At 44.7% G+C, this 18,658-nt stretch carries 16 protein-coding genes; 8 read left to right on the top strand and 8 right to left on the bottom strand.

Going from position 1 to position 18,658, the window contains the following annotated elements:
• Window positions 1–11: 11 nt before the first annotated feature.
• The 6 genes from JCM16456_RS18920 to JCM16456_RS18895 all read right to left on the bottom strand — a co-directional run bounded on the left by JCM16456_RS18920 (window position 12) and on the right by JCM16456_RS18895 (window position 6,875).
• On the bottom strand, window positions 12–1,319 hold the full coding sequence (locus JCM16456_RS18920) for an ATP-binding protein (protein ID WP_068717427.1): 1,308 nt from the start codon (window positions 1,317–1,319) through the stop codon (window positions 12–14).
• 17 nt (window positions 1,320–1,336) lie between these two features.
• A complete protein-coding gene (locus JCM16456_RS18915; protein ID WP_068717425.1) occupies window positions 1,337–1,918 on the bottom strand; it encodes a chemotaxis protein CheC in 582 nt (193 codons plus the stop codon).
• Window positions 1,915–2,280, bottom strand: a complete 366-nt coding sequence (locus JCM16456_RS18910; protein WP_068717423.1) for a response regulator — start codon at window positions 2,278–2,280, stop codon at window positions 1,915–1,917. Before JCM16456_RS18910 ends, JCM16456_RS18915 begins: the two co-directional genes overlap by 4 nt.
• Before the next feature lie 25 nt (window positions 2,281–2,305).
• Complete coding sequence (locus JCM16456_RS18905) at window positions 2,306–3,439, bottom strand: HDOD domain-containing protein (RefSeq protein ID WP_082712379.1); 1,134 nt, start codon at window positions 3,437–3,439, stop codon at window positions 2,306–2,308.
• A gap of 403 nt (window positions 3,440–3,842) precedes the next feature.
• A complete protein-coding gene (locus tag JCM16456_RS18900; RefSeq protein ID WP_068717419.1) occupies window positions 3,843–5,159 on the bottom strand; it encodes an amidohydrolase in 1,317 nt (438 codons plus the stop codon).
• Window positions 5,160–5,336: 177 nt separating this feature from the next.
• Window positions 5,337–6,875, bottom strand: coding sequence for an AbgT family transporter (locus JCM16456_RS18895; protein ID WP_197655244.1), 1,539 nt, complete (start codon window positions 6,873–6,875; stop codon window positions 5,337–5,339).
• A 214-nt stretch (window positions 6,876–7,089) separates the two neighbouring features.
• On the opposite strand from JCM16456_RS18895, the gene JCM16456_RS18890 reads away from it, so the two are divergent.
• From JCM16456_RS18890 to JCM16456_RS18860, 8 genes are all read left to right on the top strand, one after another.
• Window positions 7,090–8,019 carry a LysR substrate-binding domain-containing protein gene (locus JCM16456_RS18890; RefSeq protein WP_068717416.1) on the top strand — a complete coding sequence of 310 codons (930 nt, stop codon included), beginning with the start codon at window positions 7,090–7,092 and terminating at the stop codon, window positions 8,017–8,019.
• A 145-nt stretch (window positions 8,020–8,164) separates the two neighbouring features.
• Window positions 8,165–8,314 (top strand): ribosome modulation factor, encoded by a 150-nt coding sequence (locus JCM16456_RS23865; RefSeq protein ID WP_156430602.1) that lies wholly within the window; start codon window positions 8,165–8,167, stop codon window positions 8,312–8,314.
• A 327-nt stretch (window positions 8,315–8,641) separates the two neighbouring features.
• On the top strand, window positions 8,642–9,061 hold the full coding sequence (locus JCM16456_RS18885) for a hypothetical protein (RefSeq protein ID WP_068717414.1): 420 nt from the start codon (window positions 8,642–8,644) through the stop codon (window positions 9,059–9,061).
• A 331-nt stretch (window positions 9,062–9,392) separates the two neighbouring features.
• Window positions 9,393–10,976 carry an ABC transporter substrate-binding protein gene (locus JCM16456_RS18880; protein WP_082712378.1) on the top strand — a complete coding sequence of 528 codons (1,584 nt, stop codon included), beginning with the start codon at window positions 9,393–9,395 and terminating at the stop codon, window positions 10,974–10,976.
• A gap of 89 nt (window positions 10,977–11,065) precedes the next feature.
• Window positions 11,066–12,031 carry an ABC transporter permease gene (locus JCM16456_RS18875; protein WP_197655243.1) on the top strand — a complete coding sequence of 322 codons (966 nt, stop codon included), beginning with the start codon at window positions 11,066–11,068 and terminating at the stop codon, window positions 12,029–12,031.
• Window positions 12,031–12,870, top strand: coding sequence for an ABC transporter permease (locus JCM16456_RS18870; protein ID WP_068717410.1), 840 nt, complete (start codon window positions 12,031–12,033; stop codon window positions 12,868–12,870). Before JCM16456_RS18875 ends, JCM16456_RS18870 begins: the two co-directional genes overlap by 1 nt.
• Entirely contained in the window at window positions 12,860–13,705 is an 846-nt protein-coding gene (locus JCM16456_RS18865; RefSeq protein WP_068717408.1) for an ABC transporter ATP-binding protein, read from the top strand. The genes JCM16456_RS18870 and JCM16456_RS18865 overlap by 11 nt, the downstream gene beginning before the upstream one ends.
• Window positions 13,692–14,375 (top strand): ABC transporter ATP-binding protein, encoded by a 684-nt coding sequence (locus JCM16456_RS18860; protein WP_068717406.1) that lies wholly within the window; start codon window positions 13,692–13,694, stop codon window positions 14,373–14,375. Before JCM16456_RS18865 ends, JCM16456_RS18860 begins: the two co-directional genes overlap by 14 nt.
• A gap of 101 nt (window positions 14,376–14,476) precedes the next feature.
• Here the strand turns inward: JCM16456_RS18860 and JCM16456_RS18855 are convergent, their stop codons facing one another.
• Window positions 14,477–16,402: a sensor histidine kinase gene (locus JCM16456_RS18855; protein ID WP_068717404.1), complete on the bottom strand. Its 1,926-nt coding sequence runs from the start codon at window positions 16,400–16,402 to the stop codon at window positions 14,477–14,479.
• Between the two features lies 1 nt (window position 16,403).
• A complete protein-coding gene (locus JCM16456_RS18850) occupies window positions 16,404–18,650 on the bottom strand; it encodes an EAL domain-containing protein (RefSeq protein ID WP_068717402.1) in 2,247 nt (748 codons plus the stop codon).
• Window positions 18,651–18,658: the final 8 nt, after the last annotated feature.

The following is an 18,658-nucleotide window of genomic DNA, read 5'->3' as shown; positions in this document are numbered from 1 at the left end:
CCTCGTTTACACTAATCGTCGTTACCCGTTGTTGCTTTTTCATCGGTGCGTTTCATTGGAATTCGGATCGTGAAAGTAGTACCCACACCAATTTCACTTTGAACATCAATAGTTCCATCATGGGCATTGATGATCCCATAAGACACCGAAAGACCTAAACCTGTACCCGACCCTACTGGTTTAGTCGTAAAGAAAGGTTCAAAAATGCGATTAATTTTATCTTGGTCGATACCACAACCAGTATCTCGAATAACCACTTCTGCCCATTCATCTACCTGCCTAATGGTGATGTAGATTTTTCCCTCGCCATCAATGGCTTGGCTAGCATTGACCAAAATATTCAAAAACACTTGATTAAGCTGCATCGGCTGACAATAAATTTCAGGTAAGTCATAATCGTAATCTTTAACGACTTCAATGCTGTACTTAATTTCGTTATTGATGATTTTAAGCGTTGATTCCATTCCGTTTATCAGGTTGCCATTACTCCATTCGGAGTTATCAACGTGAGAGAATTCCTTCAAGTTCTTCACAATAGCAACCACGCGAGATGCGCCTTCAAGCGACTCTTTAATCAAATCGTCAACATCATCGATAATAAAATCCAATTGGTATTTAGATTTTGAAGCTTTCACTAATTTCAACGCTTCTTCATCGTGGCATTCACCTAAAATCTTTTGCGTTTCTTCAAAGTAGCTGGTGATCTTTTCAAAGTAATCTTTAAGGGTTTGTACATTCGAGGTGATAAACCCAATCGGGTTATTGATTTCATGTGCAATACCGGCGGAGAGCTGACCGATAGAGGCCAATTTTTCCGATTGCAACAACTGCACTTGCGCATCTTTTAACTGCTTTAATGCATCATTAAGACTTTTATTATTGGTCTCCAACAACGTAGACATTGAAATCAATTCTTTTTGCTGGGATGCCTGCGCTGTCACGTCGTAGACACATACACAGACGTGCTCTAAAGACCCATCATCGCTGTGGATTGGTATCACTTCCACATCCTGATACATATCATCTTCTTGGCCAGATACTGGACGAGAACTTTTGAAAGGCAAAAAGTGAGGCTGCTGTTCCCAAGAGGAGAAACTGGATGACTCGATAACAAAAGCCGTGTCGATTTTACGTTTCAAAAAGTGGGCAGAATCAGGAAATAAATCCAAAATGTTCTTACCCACAAAATTATCGCATTCGACTTTGGCGCGAGTTTGGAAATATTCATTCGCCGTCATAATCTTGTAATCACGCCTGACGATACACAGCGCAAAAGAGAGTTGGTTCAACAAATCAGACAGCATCAATTTCGCTTTCATATCACTCCCTAGGCTGACTACAGCAAATCATCTAGCTGGACTAATACCTGATCCAAGCCATTGTTGGCGAAGAAAATAATGGTCTTCGTATCAAATTCAGCCGCTTCAATAATAAAAGCAACTTCCATCAAAATAGAGGTTTTCCATTCTGATAGTGGCCGCGTTTGAAGCGATGGCCGAAACAGAACCGGCGGTTGAATTTTAATGTTTAACTCAATTTGTTGGCATAAACCTTTAAGGCTTGCTCCGCTTAAGATGTTAGAAATATCGAGTAAGCAGTCATCGATAAAGACATTATTAATTTCATCAATCTTATCGTGTGTCATATCCGATGCTATTTGTTTGCCCCCTTTTTTCGATAGCAAGGTGACCAACTCACCCGACATACCACCGTAAAAGGATTGGCGAGTGAAATAATACTCGGATTCAAGATGCTCCAATTTGTCCAGTTCTTCTTTCGAGGCAATCTTAATGTCAGGTACCGTCAAGGTAACGTGAAGATCGAGTAACCGAGCGAGTTTATCTGCCGCTTGCCCCATAGAGATGTTGAGCAACTCTTTTAAGGTATCTTGATAATCTGCGTTCAATTCAACCATCATAGTAAGCCCACCTCATGCAGTACTGTTTTTAATAAGTTGGTATCGAGTGGCTTTTTAAGGAATTTCACCGCACCCAGTTCATTTACCATGCGTTGTGATTCTGGCTGGATATCCGCACTGATCACAAAAACAAAATTGCGCGCATTCTCCTCTTTCAAAACAGAAAGAACTTCGAAGCCATCCATAACTGGCATAGTTAAGTCCAAAAACATCACATCAGCCTGTCCAGCATGGTATCGCTCAATCGCTTCTTGGCCATTCGTTGCTTCGAATAATTCAATATCCCAGCTCTCTGGTAGCGCTCTCATTACTGCCTTTCGTGAGAGTTTTGAGTCGTCGCAGACGGTTACCGTTATTGCCATGCAGATCTCCTTGCAAATTGCTCAGCTAATTCAAAGTTAAAACTTCTTTAACGGAGTCGTTATATTGTTTTGGAATCGACTCTAAGAATTTGTTGAATTCCTCTTCTCCCCCGGCTTTGGCGATGTGCATTGCCAAAGCAAGGGACACACTGTTTGTAATTTCGTCTTGATTAAGATTAGTAAAAGAAAAGCTGATATTTAACATGCTATCGGTGATTTTTTTCGAATATCCCCAAAGTGTTAGTACATAGACGGTAATGATGATCACGTCATCGTACGACTCACACAGGTTCTGCTGACCAAAACAGAGTCCATTTCCACTACCGGCTTCACTTAATGTTAACGCCCCGATAGAGATAAGCAGTGTCATGATAAATACGGACTCTTGCTCCTCGGAGTCAAGCCCAGCCTTTTTGGCTAATGACTTAGCACTTTTGGCAATCGACAAAAACTCTTCCACAACATGGTCATGCTCTTTCACACCAATTTTAATAAAGCTCTTATGTCCGAGCATACACACCGCAACAGCCTCGACAATAACGCTACCAAGGCGACTGATAGCCACTTCCAAAAACACGGTTGATGATTGAAATCCCAAGTAAGCAGAATTGGCTAACTGAATAACGCGCGCGGCCAGTGCGGGTTCTTCGCGCACCACATCGGCAAGCGATTTCAAATCGGAATCTTTATTTCGTGTAATAGATTGAATTTTCTTTACCACCTTAGGTAACACCGGAATGTGCTCGCAGGTATCGCTAATCTTGGCGAGACAATCCGCATTAAACGGTGGCAAATGTAAGCGTTCAGCACTGTCTAAAATGGCTGAAAAATCACCTTCGGTGAACGGTTTTGGTAAGATGAAATGAGCATAATTACTAATGGTGTCCGGTACATCTTGATTCGTGTTGCCCGTAATTAGGCATCGAATCGCGTAAGGATAGCGCTGCCTAACCTGCCCGAGTAATTTGTCGCCATTCAGTCTTGGCATTAACAAATCGGAGATGATAAGTGATGGTTCAGTCGAAAGGTTCTCTTCCCACTTTAATGGGTCATCGACCAAAGTCATGGTCCATTGGGGACGTATCCTTCGAAACATCCTTGCGGTTGCCTTTAGCATGAGCTGATCATCATCAACATATATGACATGCAATTTCGTCATGCTCGCGCTCCCAATATCTTTTCATAAAATAACGACAGATCTAACACTAGGGTTTTGTTATTCCACGTAATGTCGATCCTCTATTACAAGTAAGCATAGTCGCTTTTTTGCATGATAAAGGGTTTGATGCGGTTTAATTGACGTAGATCTCTTCCGCCAACTAACTGATAATGGTCTTAATATTCAATGAATTAGTTATCACCCAATCCATTGGTGTTGCACATTTGGCGCAACAGCTCCATTTTAATACCGACATTTGTGAATACGCTCACACCTCCGTGTTAAATTTTATGTAGGGCAGTCTTGAGGCGAAGCGACATAGATAGGAAGAAAAGAGAAAGAGGCAGCAAAAAAAGCTGCCCCTATTATCGAAACTGATGTGGCTTAAGTTAGATTAACGACGCTATCTTTGATTAAATTCGCTGGCATTCATAGCTAACGAGGCCAATAAACGCAGCGCATTTTGCATCACATTTTCATTAAAGTCGAAACGGTCATTGTGGTGACCTGCAGCCAGCTCAGTACCAAAAATCATGTAGGTCGCCTGACCACCATTCTGCTTAACACGCTCCATAAAGTAGGTTGCATCTTCTGAGCCGGCAGCACCACCTAGCCCTTCGTGTACTTGATTGAAGCAGCTTAACTCGGTTGCTTTTTGGGTGATAAATTGTACCCATTGCGCAGACGGAACACTCTGTTTGGCAGCCCCCACCACATCAAGATGATATTCCACTTCATACATTGCAGCGGCACCTGCAATAACAGATTGGCTACGACGAAACATGAAGTCATTAATATCATTATTTTCACCGCGGCACTCAACTTCTAAATGTGCATGCTGCGCAATAACGTTACGTCCGGTGCCCGCATTAATTACACCAACATTAATGCGTGAAGCTCCACTACTATGGCGGCTAATACTATGTAAGCCTAAAGTGGCTTGCGCTGCAGCAAGAATGGCACTTTTGCCCTCTTCAGGATTACCTCCGGCATGAGATGGTCGGCCATGAAACTCTACATTGAATTTCGTAGTCGCAAGAAAGTTTTCACTACCACACACCACCTCGCCTGCAGGCACTCCTGTACCTATATGAATCGCAGCAAACAGATCAACATCATCGACAACTCCCGCATCCGCCATTGAACGAGCGCCGCGAGTGCCCTCCTCTGCCGGTTGAAAAATCAGCTTTACTTTGCCAGTAAGTTGGGCACGGTTTTGCATTAAGTAATGAGCTAACCCTAAGCCAATCGACGTATGGCCATCGTGACCACAGGCGTGAGTCATATTCGTATTGACCGACTCAAAGCCACACTCAGCAGGAACATGACCACAGGCGTGCGATTCTTGCAGATCAAGCGCATCCATATCGACACGTACTCCCACCGTTGGTCCGGCTTTTCCCGAATCAAGAGTGGCAACAATACCGGTAAATCCGCCAGAAAAATGAGGCATCCATTTAGCAATAGCGCCTTGTTCCAACGCGCGTTGTTCCTGCGCAGCTAGGATATCTGCACTCGGTACGCCCATCCGCGACTCTTCTTTAATGACATCACGACCAAGCGCCAATTCATATCCGAGTTTATCGAGCTTATCCGCCACGATGGTTGAGGTGCGAAATTCCACCCAACCCGATTCAGCATGCTTGTGTAGGTCACGTCGCCATTCGACCATTTGGTTACTCAGTTGGGCTATTTGGTCTTCATTCAGTGGTGTAGACATACTCTTCTCCAATTTTTTAAACGCCTGCGTATAAAGCGTGACCCGATCTCCTCGCTAATTTCTGTTATGTCGTTCAGACTTACTCTTATTATTAAGTAACGTTGAACACTTGTCGGGTCACATTTTTAGTCAGATGGCTTTGCGCACATCTGCATGAATATTCGAAATTTCAATTGATTACATCATTGGGTAAACACCCGGTCCAATTGGCAAGCCGAAACTAAAGAAAATTGCCAATAGAACTAGCCAAGAACCCAAAAATGCCAACGTATAAGGCAACAGTAATGCAATCATGGTCCCCATTCCGGCGTTCTTGTCGTACTCCTTCATCATCGAAAGAATCACGACAAAGTATGGGCTTAGCGGAGTAACAATGTTGGTGGAAGAATCTGCGACACGATACGCTACTTGGATAAAGGCTGGGTGGTAGCCAAGCTGCATAAACATAGGGACAAATACTGGGGCTTCTAATGCCCATTTTGCCGAACCACTAGGGATGAGAAAATTCAACAAGGCGGTAAAGACACAATACCCCAAGATAACCGCCAAACCATCAAAATGGATATCACGCAATAAGTCCGCACCATTAACCGCAATCCATGTCCCTAAATGGCTCCAGTTGAAGTACGCAATAAATTGAGAACAAAAGAAAATCAAAACGATATAACCAGACATATCGGAAATCGCTTCTGACATGTATTTAGTGAGATCTTTACTGTTTTTGATTAAACCTAAAGTCACCCCATACGCCATCCCGACGGCAACAAAGAAAAACAGGATAATGGGGATAATCCCTTTTAAAAATGGTGAAGGAATCAGTCCACCGTTCGCATTTTGTAGCGGTGAATTAGGCCACAGTACAAAGGTCACAATCGCGGCAAGATAAATAATGGCCGTAATACCCGCATTACGCAGTGCCCGACTTTCTAATGCTGGCTCGTGGTGAGTCATGGATTTGGTTTTGCCTTCATATTTACCAAGGCGTGGCTCGACCACTTTTTCCGTGATCACAACACCAACAACGGTCAGCACAAACACAGACACAATATTGAAATACCAGTTATCCACTGGCGTTACTTCAATAGTCGTTGATACTGCTTTAGCCGCTTCACTGGTAATTCCAGAAAGTAATGCATCGGTTCCGGCTATCACCAAATTGGCCGTAAAACCGGCACCGGCGCTTGCAAAACCAGCCATTAATCCAGCAATAGGGTTACGTCCAACCGACATAAATACCAAGGCAGCCAATGGCGGTAGCACCACCATTGATGCGTCCGAAGCGATATTCATCATGATCCCAGCAAACACGACGGCTGTGGTAATCAGCGGTTTAGGCGCATTTAAAATGGTGCGCTTTACTACGCTTTCCAAAAGGCCAACACGCTCAGCTAACCCAACACCAATTAACATTGCCAGTACTAACCCTAACGGCGCAAAACCAGTGAAGTTTTTCAGCATATTAGTGAAGATAAAGACTATCCCTTCACGGGAAAGCAAACTACGAATTGGCAGATCTTTACCAGTTGCAGGGTGAATCACGGAAGCCCCTTGCGCGGCAGCAATGACGGACGCAACAATAACCACGATGGCGAGAACAAAAAACAGCACGATTGGCTCAGGTAGTTTGTTCCCCATCGCTTCAATTTTACTGAATAGACGAACGGAGAGCGAAGGTCGCGAAGGCGTCTCCACTCGTGTAGTAGGTGACGGCATCATACTCGAAAATCCTTTTTCAATGTAATCCTTCCCAATCATTCACCAATAAAAAGGATGATTTGATTGGACGCTTTCCAGTAATCTATGAGCAGGCGTTCGCTTGCACAAGATAACCAATATTTTCGGGGAATAACCAAAAGTTATCATTTAGCTCGGATTAACACGCACAATATGTAAGGATTTAAGCGCGCCACGGATAAATAATAGGGAAATTATGTCATTAAAACTCAACCAGTTAAGAGCATTTGCTGAAATAGCCGAATGCGGAAGTATCCACGCTGCCAGCCGCGCTTTGGGGTTATCACAACCCGCGGTCACCAAGGCCCTGCGTGACTTGGAAGCCTCTCTCGGCAGCCAAGTTGTTATCCGCGGCAACCAAGGGATTACCTTAACTAAAGCCGGTGAACATTTGCTTTCTCATACCAATTTAATTTTACGAGAACTATTGCTCGCAGAAGAATCGGTAAAGCAATGCTTAGGTAATGAAATGGGCACGGTAAACCTAGGTCTTGGAGCCAGTATTGCTTGTGAACTCATGCCTGAAGTCATTTACAAGTTTCGCCGTCAATACCCCAAAGTAAACGTAAAAATACAAGAGGGGCAGCTTGAAGCACATATTGAACAATTACGGCAAGGGAAGCTCGATTTTGTGATTAATACTTTGCAATCGGATTTGGAGTACCATGAATTCACCAAACATAAGGTGATGGAAATGCCGTTTAAAATTATTGCTCGCAAAGGACACCCAAAACTGAATGCAACAACACTAGCCGAACTCCAAGAATGCGATTGGGTAATGCCGACCACTCGCAGCAGTTATCTGAACACGATATACGATATCTTGTCGCAACATGGCGGATGTTTAAAGCATGCGATAACCTGTGAATCGTATCTTTCCACCCTTGCAATCATTACCCGTACCGATTGCATAGGCTTAGTATCCGATGCAGCAATCAAACACTATACCTTTTCTCATCAGTTAAAAGAGATTGAGTTAGACACGCCCCTACCTTGGGCGACCTATTACCTGCTGTGTCGGAAGGCGACACCACTCACCCCTATCGCTAACTATCTGGCGGAGCTGTTTCTCTATCAAGCCAGACCCTTATTCACCGGAGTCAATCCAGCATTAGCTGAGAGTTAGCCCTGTGACTAAGTCAGAATAGAGTCAATAGTGAAAAGAGATTACGCGATCTTGGTCACATTCTGATCAAGATCAGCATTCCTAAAGCCGTTGCTGGGTACAATGCGCGCCTTGGTTACATTTACAACTGCATTACAGGTCTTCCATGAACACTGAACAAGAACACGCTTTTAATGAAGGTTACCTAGCCTTTGGCGCAGGTATGACAGATACCGCTAACCCATATAAAACAACGCAACTAAGCCAAACTTGGCGTGATGGTTGGTTTCAAGCACAAGAAGATTTTGCAAACTAATCAGCAAAATCTTCTACATAAAGTGCTCGCTTGCTCGCTTAATCTCTGCACTGACGATTAAGCGGCAAGTCTTATCCCCTCAATAGCGCTGACATAAGCGGTGGCTACGGTTACCGGCGCACAACGTATTCATCATGAACCTTATCGACTGCTATCCCGCTCAAGAGAAAAAGATAAATACCCCAAATAAACAGAAGGTTAGAGAAGCTACATAGGTTGACAGCAGAAAATGGAACACTCTTTGCTTTATTTTGTTATGAACAGTCACCTAAGTGGCATGATTTTCAGCTAAGTACAGCGGTAACACCGGTTTTAGGGGGAACATCTATGTTAAATTTACTTATCGACTCACTTCGTCACTACGCCAATGAACGTCACCACGATGTTAAGAAAGGAAGTTACGATGTCACCTATGCCGCGAAACTGCTCAATACCTACACCCAAAGCATGCTCAACGGATTGGCTCTGATTGGCCAATATCAACAACTGCGTCAAGCCATTGAACAAGAATGTCGTTCGCTTCACGCTCACTTAGGAAACGGACTCACACCACCAGCATTTACGACCCCACGCTGTGGACCAGAAAAAGCGATGACCTCCAAACCTCAAGCCAAACTGACCTCGACACAAGAATCCATCTTACCCGACCAAGAACTCCCATCCGCCTCAGCATTAATAGCTCAAACCTCGCTAAACAAGCTGCAACATTCGCGCGCACAACATTCGTCGACACCAGGAACAAAATAACGGTACATAGGTAACTTCGGATGCCACAAGCTTGCATGAGCCACCAAAATCGCGTGAGTATATGATCTCATCGAAGTTTGTAAAATTCGGCAAATTCACTGACAATAAGTGCCTAGTTACATAATATTCAGCATGAATTGATGAATTATCATCCATAAAGAATGATAATTGACCAACGTTATTCTTTTCTGATACAAGTCAGATGTAATTGTAATATTGATTACATATTAGTGTGCTTGTTATCACAAAGTGAATGGGTTACTTTCTTTTTATAACCCTAGGGAATAACGCCCCCGTAGGAACGAATTCTAAACAGTTTAATGGAATGATAATGAAAACCAAAACAACTCTATTGGCAGCCAGCCTTATGCTCAGCCTGGGTTTTGCACTTCCATCATATGCAAAAACCCCAAATAACACTCTTGTCGTTGCGCAATCTTTAGATGATATTACTAGCCTCGACCCTGCTCAAGGTTTTGAGCTTTCTTCAGTGCAAAGTTTCAATAACTTATACCAACGTTTGGTGCAATCTAATCCCAACAACCCAACCGAGTTGCAACCGACTCTAGCGGCTTCTTGGAAAGCAGAACAACACAGCCTCACCTTTACTCTTAAATCAGGTGCTGAATTTGCTAGCGGCAATCCAGTTCGCCCTGAAGATGTGATTTTCAGTCTTGGCCGTGTTGTGAAATTGAATCTTGCGCCTTCTTTCATTCTGACTCAGTTGGGTTGGGACAAAAACAATGTCGATACTTACATCACTAAAGTGAGTAAAGACCAAGTGAAAGTGTCATGGGATGCGGATGTCGGTCCTTCATTCGTACTAAGCCTACTTTCAGCCCCTGCTGCGTCTATTGTTGACGAAAAAAGCGTGATGGCGAATGAAAAAGACGACGACCTTGGTCACGCGTGGCTAAACGCAAACTCTGCTGGCAGCGGCCCATTCAAAATTAAGAAATACGTTCCGCACCAAATTCTGATGATGGAAGCCAATGCTTCATCCCCTGCTGGCGCGCCAAAACTAAAATATGTGCTGCTGAAAAACGTACCAGATGCGGCAACACGTCAATTGCTGCTTGAGCAAGGCGATGCTGACCTAGTTCGTAACCTAGGCACTGACCAATACTTCTCGCTACAAGGTAAAAAAGGCGTGAAAACCCTTAACCTGCCTTATGCGTCACTATACTACTTGATGTTTAACGCAGAAAACGCAAGTAACCCAGATCTAGGTAAACCAGAATTCTGGCAAGCGGCTCGTTACGCATTTGACTACAAAGGCATTGCCGATGACCTAATGCATGGTCAATTCGCTGTACAGCAAAACTTCCTGCCTGTGGGCTTTAACGGCGCATTAACCGATCAACCGTTTACTTACAATCCACAAAAAGCAGCGAAAATTCTAAAAGATGCCGGCATTAAAAACCCGCACTTTAAGTTGGTTGTATCAAACCAACCCCCTTACCTAGATATCGCGCAAGCACTGCAAGCTAGCTTTGCTAAAGCAGGCATCGATGTGGAATTGATCCCAGGCGTAAGTAGCCAGATCGCAACCGATGTAAAATCTCACAAATACGAAGCGACCGTGACCTCTTGGGGCCCAGACTACTTTGACCCACACACTAACGCTTCTGCATTTGCTTACAACCCAGAAAATGGCAGTAAAACAGTCGCTTGGCGTGCTAACTGGCACATTCCAGCACTGAACAAGCTGACTCTTGAAGCTCGTGCAGAAACCGATGGCGCAAAACGTACTAAGATCTACCAAGAGTTACAACGTGACGTTCGTGAATCATCACCTTTTGTGATCGGTCTACAGAACAAAAAATTGGTTGCTCTGCGTGATGATATCCAAGGCTACGTGCAAGGTATCACACCAGAAATGGTCTTCTACAAAAACGTATCTAAATCTGAATAATGACACAATCTAACCCATCATCCGGCGCATTGCGCCGGTTTTGGACAAGCCGCCTTCAGCCTTGGCTGAGCGGCTTTTTGTCCTTTCTAATGACTCTGTTTGGCTTGTTGGTGTTCACCTTCATTTTGTCGCGCGCTGCGCCCATCGACCCAGCCTTGCAGTTGGTTGGCGACCACGCCAGTGAAGCGACTTACCAACAAGCACGCCATCAGTTGGGGCTGGATCAGCCGCTACCGATGCAATTTCTTAATTACGTCAACCAGATGCTACACGGTGATTTAGGCGTTTCGCAAATCACCCAACAACCTGTGGTGAACGATCTTGCAACCGCCTTTCCGGCCACGATTGAGCTGGCAACCGTAGCCATGTTCTTTGGCGCGCTGTTTGGTATTTTGCTCGCCTCACTCGCGGTGTATAAACAGGGCAGTATTCTCGATCACGGCGCGCGTTTGATTTCTCTGCTCGGTTATTCTGTTCCGGTGTTTTGGCTTGGTCTTCTTGGACTCTTGCTGTTTTACGCAACACTCCACTGGTCGGCAGGTCCTGGTCGTTTAGACGACATCTACACCTACACCATGGAATACAACAGTGGCTTTGTACTGTTTGATGCCTTGCGCACAGGCGATCCAGAAATCATGCTCAACGCGATTGGCCACCTTTGGCTGCCGGTTGCTGTATTAGCGCTGCTTTCTATGGCATCGATCACTCGCCTGCTGCGCGCAGTGATGCTTGAAGAGAGCAACAAAGAGTACGTTATTTTGGCTCAAGCCAAAGGCGCAACCCGTGCGCGTATTCTGTTTTCCCATATTTTCCCTAACGTCCTTGGCACCTTAATCACCATCTTGGCACTCTCCTACGCAAGCTTGCTGGAAGGCGCAGTGTTAACCGAAACGGTGTTTGCATGGCCCGGCTTAGGTCGCTACTTAACCAGCGCCCTATTTGCCTCAGATACCGCAGCAGTATTGGGTTCAACCCTATTGATTGGTACCTGTTTTGTGACCCTTAACGCCATTGCCGACGCGTTGACGCGCTGGGTCGACCCGAGGACACGTTAATGACCATGAGATTAAAAAAATCTATTTGGCCGAAATGGCTTAACACTTTTAATATCGGGCTGTTCTTAGTGGCTTTATTGGTGTTGGTTGCGGTGTGCGCTCCACTACTTACCCACTTTGATCCGAATGTACAAAACATTGCCGACCGCCTTGCTGCACCGAGTGCCGATCACCTTTTTGGCACCGACCGTTTTGGCCGAGACTTATATGCACGCGTGCTTTACGGTGCGCGCCCAACGCTGATTTTGGTCTCATTAGTGATCATCATTACGGTGCCCATCGGTCTATTAGTCGGTATTTGTGCAGGCTACTTTGGCGGTTGGACGGAACGTATTTTGATGCGTTTAACCGACATTGTCATGTCACTACCAAGCTTGGTTATCGCCTTGGCATTGGTCTCCATTTTAGGCCCTGGCCTAATGAATGGCGCACTGGCATTGGCCTTTACCAGTTGGCCCTCTTTCGCGCGCCAAGCTCGTACTGAAACCCTAGCTCTGCGTCGCAGTGATTATCTTGCTGCTGCAAAAATGCAAGGCATTGGTGGCTGGGGCTTGATCGTTGGCCATATTTTACCCTTGTGTTTACCGAGTGCCATCGTGCGCGCCGCCCTTAACCTTGGTGGTATCATTTTGTCGGCAGCAGGCCTTGGCTTCCTTGGTATGGGTATTCAACCGCCCGCTGCAGAATGGGGTTCAATGGTTGCCAGCGGTAGCCGCGTTATTTTCGACCAATGGTGGGTCGCGGCAGTACCGGGCTTTGCCATTCTGTTCGCAAGCTTAGCATTCAACCTGCTAGGCGATGGTTTACGAGATAAGATGGACCCACGTCATGCCAAATAAAGAAACCCTAATCGATATTCAAAAACTCAATATCGAACTTGATAACGGCACGCGCTTGGTCAAAGACTTGAGCTTTAACATGGGTCGTGAGCGCGTGGCATTAGTGGGCGAATCCGGTTCGGGTAAATCCTTAACCGCTCGCACCCTAATGGGCTTGTTACCCAGTGCGTGTATTCCTTCAGCAGAACGTTTAGAGCTGCTGGGGCAACCGGTGTTAGAACTGAGCTCATCACAGTGGTGTCAACTGCGCGGGCAAGATGTGGCGATGGTGCTGCAAGATCCTAAATACGCGTTAAACCCTGCGCGCACTTTGGGTATGCAGGTGGAAGAGCCGCTGAAATTGCATCAGAAAATGGGCCGCAAAGAGCGCATTGAAAAAGTAGAAGAGATGTTTAACGCCGTTGGTCTTCCAAACCCATCAACACTGCGTCGCTGGTATCCGCATCAGCTCTCTGGCGGCATGGGTCAACGCGTGATGCTCGCAATGGCATTGATCAACAACCCAAAACTATTGATTGCCGACGAACCGACCTCAGCCCTTGACCACGCCATGCGTGACCAAGTGTTAGAGCTTATCTACAACTTGGTAGAAGAGCGCGACATGGGCTTACTGCTGATCAGTCATGATTTGCAGCAAGTGGCACAATTTAGCGAGCGTGTGTTGGTAATGTATCAAGGCAAATTACTCGATGAGCTACCAGCGAGCGAGCTGGCAACATCCACCCACCCTTACACCCAAACCTTGTGGTCATGTCAGCCACATAGGGACAAACGTGGCGCACCGCTCCCGGTGCTCGATCGCGAAGCTTTGGAGGAACCTCATGGCGATTCTTGAACTTAATCAGGTATCGGTGACCCATGTGCAGGGCCACCAGCGCAATACTGTGGTACATAACGTTGATTTAAGCGTCAACCAAGGGGAATGTTTTGGTCTCGTAGGACCGTCCGGCTGTGGTAAGTCATCACTGCTTTGGGTTCTCGCCGGCCTTAACCCCAACTGGGAAGGTCAAATCACCATGCTTGATCAACAACTTAAACCAGGGCAAACCTTTAAAGGCGACCTACGCCGCGAAGTGCAAATGGTGTTTCAAGACCCTTATGCCTCTTTGCATCCAAAGCATCGCCTACGTCGTACACTGGCTGAGCCTTTGAAAAAGTTTGGTATGAGCGACATTGATGACCGCATTGAGGAAGGCTTTAAACAGGTGGGATTAACCTCAGCTATGATTGACCGTTATCCGCACCAACTTTCTGGTGGTCAACGTCAACGTGTAGCAATTGTGCGTGCCCTACTGCTTGAGCCTAAGTTGTTGCTGCTCGATGAGCCAACTTCCGCACTTGATATGTCAGTACAGGCAGAAATTCTCAACTTGCTTAATGAGTTAAAACGCCAACATCAGTTAACCATGATTTTAGTCAGCCACGATCCGAATACGGTGGATTACATGTGTGATGCGGCAGTGATGATGAAAGCTGGCCGTATTGATCAATACCGTCGTTATTAACAGCCAATCACGCTAAACAGCGCTAACAAAGGCGACCAGCGAAGGTGATATGTGCTGGTCGCCCTTGTGACTTTTGACCTATTTCCCTTTTTATTCTTGCACTAGTCTGTGGGCAAGTTCACTGCGAGCGTTTGCGGTAAACGAATGATAAAAGTGGTTCCCCGGTTAAGTTCCGTTTCAACATTAATCGTGCCATGCAGTGAGCGAGTCACCCACTGGTGGACAAAATGCAACCCAAGCCCTGTATTGCCATTTGACCTTTTACTGGTGACAAAAGGTTCAAAGATCTTACTAACCATATTTGAATCAATGCCTTTACCATTGTCGGCCACTTTCAGAATAACGTTGCCCTCCAATGCTGCTGCACTAATAACCAATTTACCGCCCATTTCTGGTGAAAATGCATGGTTAAGAGCATTGATGATCAAATTTTGCAGCACTTGAGAGAGAATGCCGGGAATGCCAAGCATATCAATACTATCGACATGCACCTCAACATCAACACGCGCTGTTTTCAGGCGGTGATGGAGCGTTTTCATTAAGTCATCTATTACCTGATCAAGCATAAATGACACAATATCTTCTGTTGCCCTATCAATTGCCAAACGCTTGAAACTTCGCACCAGCTGCGCTGCTCGTTGCTGGTTGTTTTCCACTAAATCTAAGCCCATTTCGGTTGAGTGGAGATACCTTTGCAGCGCATCTTTCGTCAACCCGTTAACAAATGAGTCGGTAAGCAGGTCGTGTTCCTTTCGTATGGTAGACGCAGCCATAATAGCTGCTCCAAGCGGGGTATTTAATTCATGAGCCACCCCAGCAACCATCATACCTAAGGCCGACAATTTACCCGATTCGACTAAATCTTCCTGAAGCCGCTGCTGTTGTTTTAACAACCGACGAGTTTCTCGTTCCGATTGCTCCAAAATCACCTTATCGTTAGCCAACCTTTGATTTACTTTAATCAAGGTTAACCCCATTTGTCGCTCACGATAGATAATCCAACTTAAACTCAAAAAAAGCAGTACAGTCACTACGATTGCAGGAATCGCAACAATTCGTTTCTGATCAGCAATTACATCGCTTGGAGTCTTAGCAATAAAGCAAAGATTCGCGTTTTGGCTTTTCGGGTTATAGGTAAAGCCTTGAGCCACATTGGTACATTTGTAAGTAAATAGCCCAGATTTCGCTTCACCAAAATGGATATTATCGCTTGTACCGCTATCATTCGCTTCGAGTTTTTCCCATATATCTGGGTTTACCGATTTGATGTTGTGCTCTTTACGGTCAAGGTCATATCCCCATTCATAAGATTGCTCGGGATGCATAATCCAAAAGCCCCGCCGATCGACGATTTCAAGCTGAACTTTATCGTTATTGAAACTGCGTAGAGAAGTCAGTAACGCCCCCACATCGTAGTTAAGAATAAACAGCCCGGGTTTCAAATTATCATCAGAATCGGTTCGGTAAGTAACACGAATGGTGGGCCGATACGGCAGCTCTATTTGGCCATGTTCGATATTCAAATCGAGAGCAGACAGGTAAACCTCTCCTTTAGGGGATTGTATTCCCTCAGAAAAATAATAACGGTGTTGCTTGTTCTGCAACTCGTGCTTAGGAATAACAACATACGATCCGTCTTTACCGTCCACCCGAACCCGCTCTTCACCCTTTTCATCTAACCATCTCACCTGCATTAATGGTTCAAAGGTGCTGATAAAAGAAACAAAGGTCTGCTCGGCTCGCTTTCTATCCAACGGCGTATTATCAGCTAAAGCCAACTGCATGGATGGTGTATCGTGCAGCAACTTGATGGTATTTTCCATCCCTTTTATTTCTTGGCTAAAGATGACTAAAGATTGCGTTAGATCCTTCTGTTGAGCCTGAATGATACTGTCAAAATACTTATTGATATTGACCTTATAAATCATCCAGCCCAGCATGGCGCTTACCACTATCCCCAAAACGAACAGCAGTAAGGTGTATTTTAAGGTATAAGTCTTTAATGACAAATCTTCTTCACGCATCATGCTAATCAGTCACCGCTTGTGGCTGATGGTTTTTTAGCCATTCCATCAGTTCATCTAACCGCATGGGTTTAGCATAAAGGTATCCTTGGCCAATATTGCACCCCTTGCTTAACAATGCATCTCTTTCTTCTTCGGTCTCTATACCCTCGGCGACCACAGAAAAACCACACAAATGGGCTAAATTTAAAACCAACTCAACCACTTGCTGATTCGCTTCATCGTCACGTAAATTGGTAATAAACGTCTTATCAATTTTAATGGTATCAGCGGCAAGTTTAGAAATATGGGCTAGCGAAGAGTAGCCCGTCCCAAAATCATCAATACTGATATGAACATGTAAGTCATGTAAATGCTCTAATATTGGATTCACTTTATCGTATGAATCCATTGCCTGCGTTTCCGTAATTTCAAGGTCGAGTAGTTCAGGAGAGATATGCTCAATACCGATAGCGTTTTCTATTAGTGCAAGGTAGGACGATTCATATAAATCTTTAACCGTTGCGTTAAATGATATGGGTAACTGATACCCTCTTTGTTTAAGTGCTTTAATCGCTTCAATCGTTAACTCAAGGGCAATAAGGTCCAACTTGGTAATGATGCCGGAGTTTTCTGCAATGGGTATAAAAACATTAGGCGGGATAACTTCATCGTTCTTTTTCCAGCGCAACAATGCCTCAAGTCCAACAGGTTGTCCCGTACGTAAGTCCACTTTAGGTTGTAATACCAAATAAAATTCGTGCTCTACGATGGCATTTTTCAAATCATTAAGAAGCTGATAATCCGTTAATAAACGTTCTTGATATGCGGGATTATACGTCACAAAATCTCGCCCTTTTTGTCGTGCGGAATAGAGCAGGCTTTTGGACAGATACAGTATTTGCATCGGGGTAGACGTTAGCATATCGGCTAGTTCAACTTTAACAATCGTTAACGAGTAATTCCTCATTTCCCCATCAAACTCATTAATCTGATTGGTAAACTGCACCAGAACATCATCATCTATCGCTTCATTACTATTACATAAGATGGCAAACGTGCTTGCTTCAATGCGGCTGATACCCAGTACCTCGTGATACAAATTGGCTATCTTTTCATACGTGTTGTTAATCACTTGCACCATCGCCCGCTCGCTGAATGTAAGCGTTTGTGAATCAAAATTATCGATCGAGATCACCACCAACTGAGTATTTGTTCGATCTGCATGATTCATCGTCTGTAATTCACGTAATAACCAATTCTGATTATAAATAAGAAGTTCGGCGTCTAAATAGGCCAAGTTGGACAATTGATTAATCAAAGCGATTTTCATAAATCCAGAGCTGATGTTTTCTCCAAACACCTGCAGCAAATGAATACTGTATTCGCTAAGCTGCTCCAAACCTTCTGCCAAAATAAAGTAATAACCCGATTCCTCATGATCATAGGGGAAACAAAGAACAGATAAATTACCATTGAATTTATGCCGATGATCAATGATGGCCTGCTCATACAAATCGGTGAACTTATCAAAAAGATGATTCGGTAACGGCTCACCCACTTGAACATGATCACTTCCTGTATAGGCAAGCACATATGACTTATCAAAGGTATCTTCCGGCGACTGCGTCGTAACACAAAGCGTCGGAACATTTTTACCAACACCAATTAGTGAAGCGACTTCGTTAAGGACAACTTGAATAAACGACTCTTTATCATATTTGCTGGCTAATTTTCGCGAAGCATCGATCACTAATTGCAGGCCGAGTCTCGCCTGCTCAAGTTGATACATGGATCGCCAGGAACGTAAGTTTGAACCAACAACCGCTTTTAAAATATCGTAATCAATTTCGGATTTATTCCAATACTCATCGATATCATATTGCTCCATCACATCCTTACGCGGAGCGGCACCTGGCTGCCCGGTCAGCAACACAATGCGAACCAATGAGTTACCTTGCACATTACGAATGGTTTCCACTAACCGTAAACCAGCATCGTCTTCTTCCATCACCACATCTAATAAGATGACGGCAATTTCCTCATTAGTCGCAATTAATGCCGCAGCCTCTGTCGCAGAATTTGCCGTTAGTATTTCGTCCACTTCTCCATTTGCGACAAAATCATTCAAACTGTAGAGCAGTGATTGCTGATAACTCTCGTCATCATCAACGGATAGGAGCTTACCTTTCGCTTTAGTTTTTGACTGCTTGACTGCCGTCAGAGAAGCCGCTTTCGGCTCTTCCTTAAAGATAAACTTCTCATCACCCATAGATTCTA

Origin of the sequence: Vibrio tritonius (assembly GCF_001547935.1) — a bacterium.
GTDB classification, from domain to species: Bacteria; Pseudomonadota; Gammaproteobacteria; order Enterobacterales; family Vibrionaceae; genus Vibrio; species Vibrio tritonius.
This window is presented reverse-complemented; position numbering and strand designations above follow the sequence as displayed.

Excerpts from the sequence above, each read along its gene's own strand:
- JCM16456_RS18865 (WP_068717408.1), top strand. The coding sequence starts at position 12,860 with ATGCCAAATAAAGAAACCCTAATCGATATTCAAAAACTCAATATCGAA.
- JCM16456_RS18855 (WP_068717404.1), bottom strand. The coding sequence starts at position 16,402 with ATGATGCGTGAAGAAGATTTGTCATTAAAGACTTATACCTTAAAATAC.
- JCM16456_RS18915 (WP_068717425.1), bottom strand. The coding sequence starts at position 1,918 with ATGATGGTTGAATTGAACGCAGATTATCAAGATACCTTAAAAGAGTTG.
- JCM16456_RS18890 (WP_068717416.1), top strand. The coding sequence starts at position 7,090 with ATGTCATTAAAACTCAACCAGTTAAGAGCATTTGCTGAAATAGCCGAA.
- JCM16456_RS18870 (WP_068717410.1), top strand. The coding sequence starts at position 12,031 with ATGACCATGAGATTAAAAAAATCTATTTGGCCGAAATGGCTTAACACT.
- JCM16456_RS18880 (WP_082712378.1), top strand. The coding sequence starts at position 9,393 with ATGAAAACCAAAACAACTCTATTGGCAGCCAGCCTTATGCTCAGCCTG.
- JCM16456_RS18900 (WP_068717419.1), bottom strand. The coding sequence starts at position 5,159 with ATGTCTACACCACTGAATGAAGACCAAATAGCCCAACTGAGTAACCAA.
- JCM16456_RS18875 (WP_197655243.1), top strand. The coding sequence starts at position 11,066 with ATGACTCTGTTTGGCTTGTTGGTGTTCACCTTCATTTTGTCGCGCGCT.
- JCM16456_RS18905 (WP_082712379.1), bottom strand. The coding sequence starts at position 3,439 with ATGACGAAATTGCATGTCATATATGTTGATGATGATCAGCTCATGCTA.
- JCM16456_RS18920 (WP_068717427.1), bottom strand. The coding sequence starts at position 1,319 with ATGAAAGCGAAATTGATGCTGTCTGATTTGTTGAACCAACTCTCTTTT.
- JCM16456_RS18850 (WP_068717402.1), bottom strand. The coding sequence starts at position 18,650 with ATGGGTGATGAGAAGTTTATCTTTAAGGAAGAGCCGAAAGCGGCTTCT.
- JCM16456_RS18860 (WP_068717406.1), top strand. The coding sequence starts at position 13,692 with ATGGCGATTCTTGAACTTAATCAGGTATCGGTGACCCATGTGCAGGGC.
- JCM16456_RS18895 (WP_197655244.1), bottom strand. The coding sequence starts at position 6,875 with ATGATGCCGTCACCTACTACACGAGTGGAGACGCCTTCGCGACCTTCG.
- JCM16456_RS18910 (WP_068717423.1), bottom strand. The coding sequence starts at position 2,280 with ATGGCAATAACGGTAACCGTCTGCGACGACTCAAAACTCTCACGAAAG.
- JCM16456_RS23865 (WP_156430602.1), top strand. The coding sequence starts at position 8,165 with ATGAACACTGAACAAGAACACGCTTTTAATGAAGGTTACCTAGCCTTT.
- JCM16456_RS18885 (WP_068717414.1), top strand. The coding sequence starts at position 8,642 with ATGTTAAATTTACTTATCGACTCACTTCGTCACTACGCCAATGAACGT.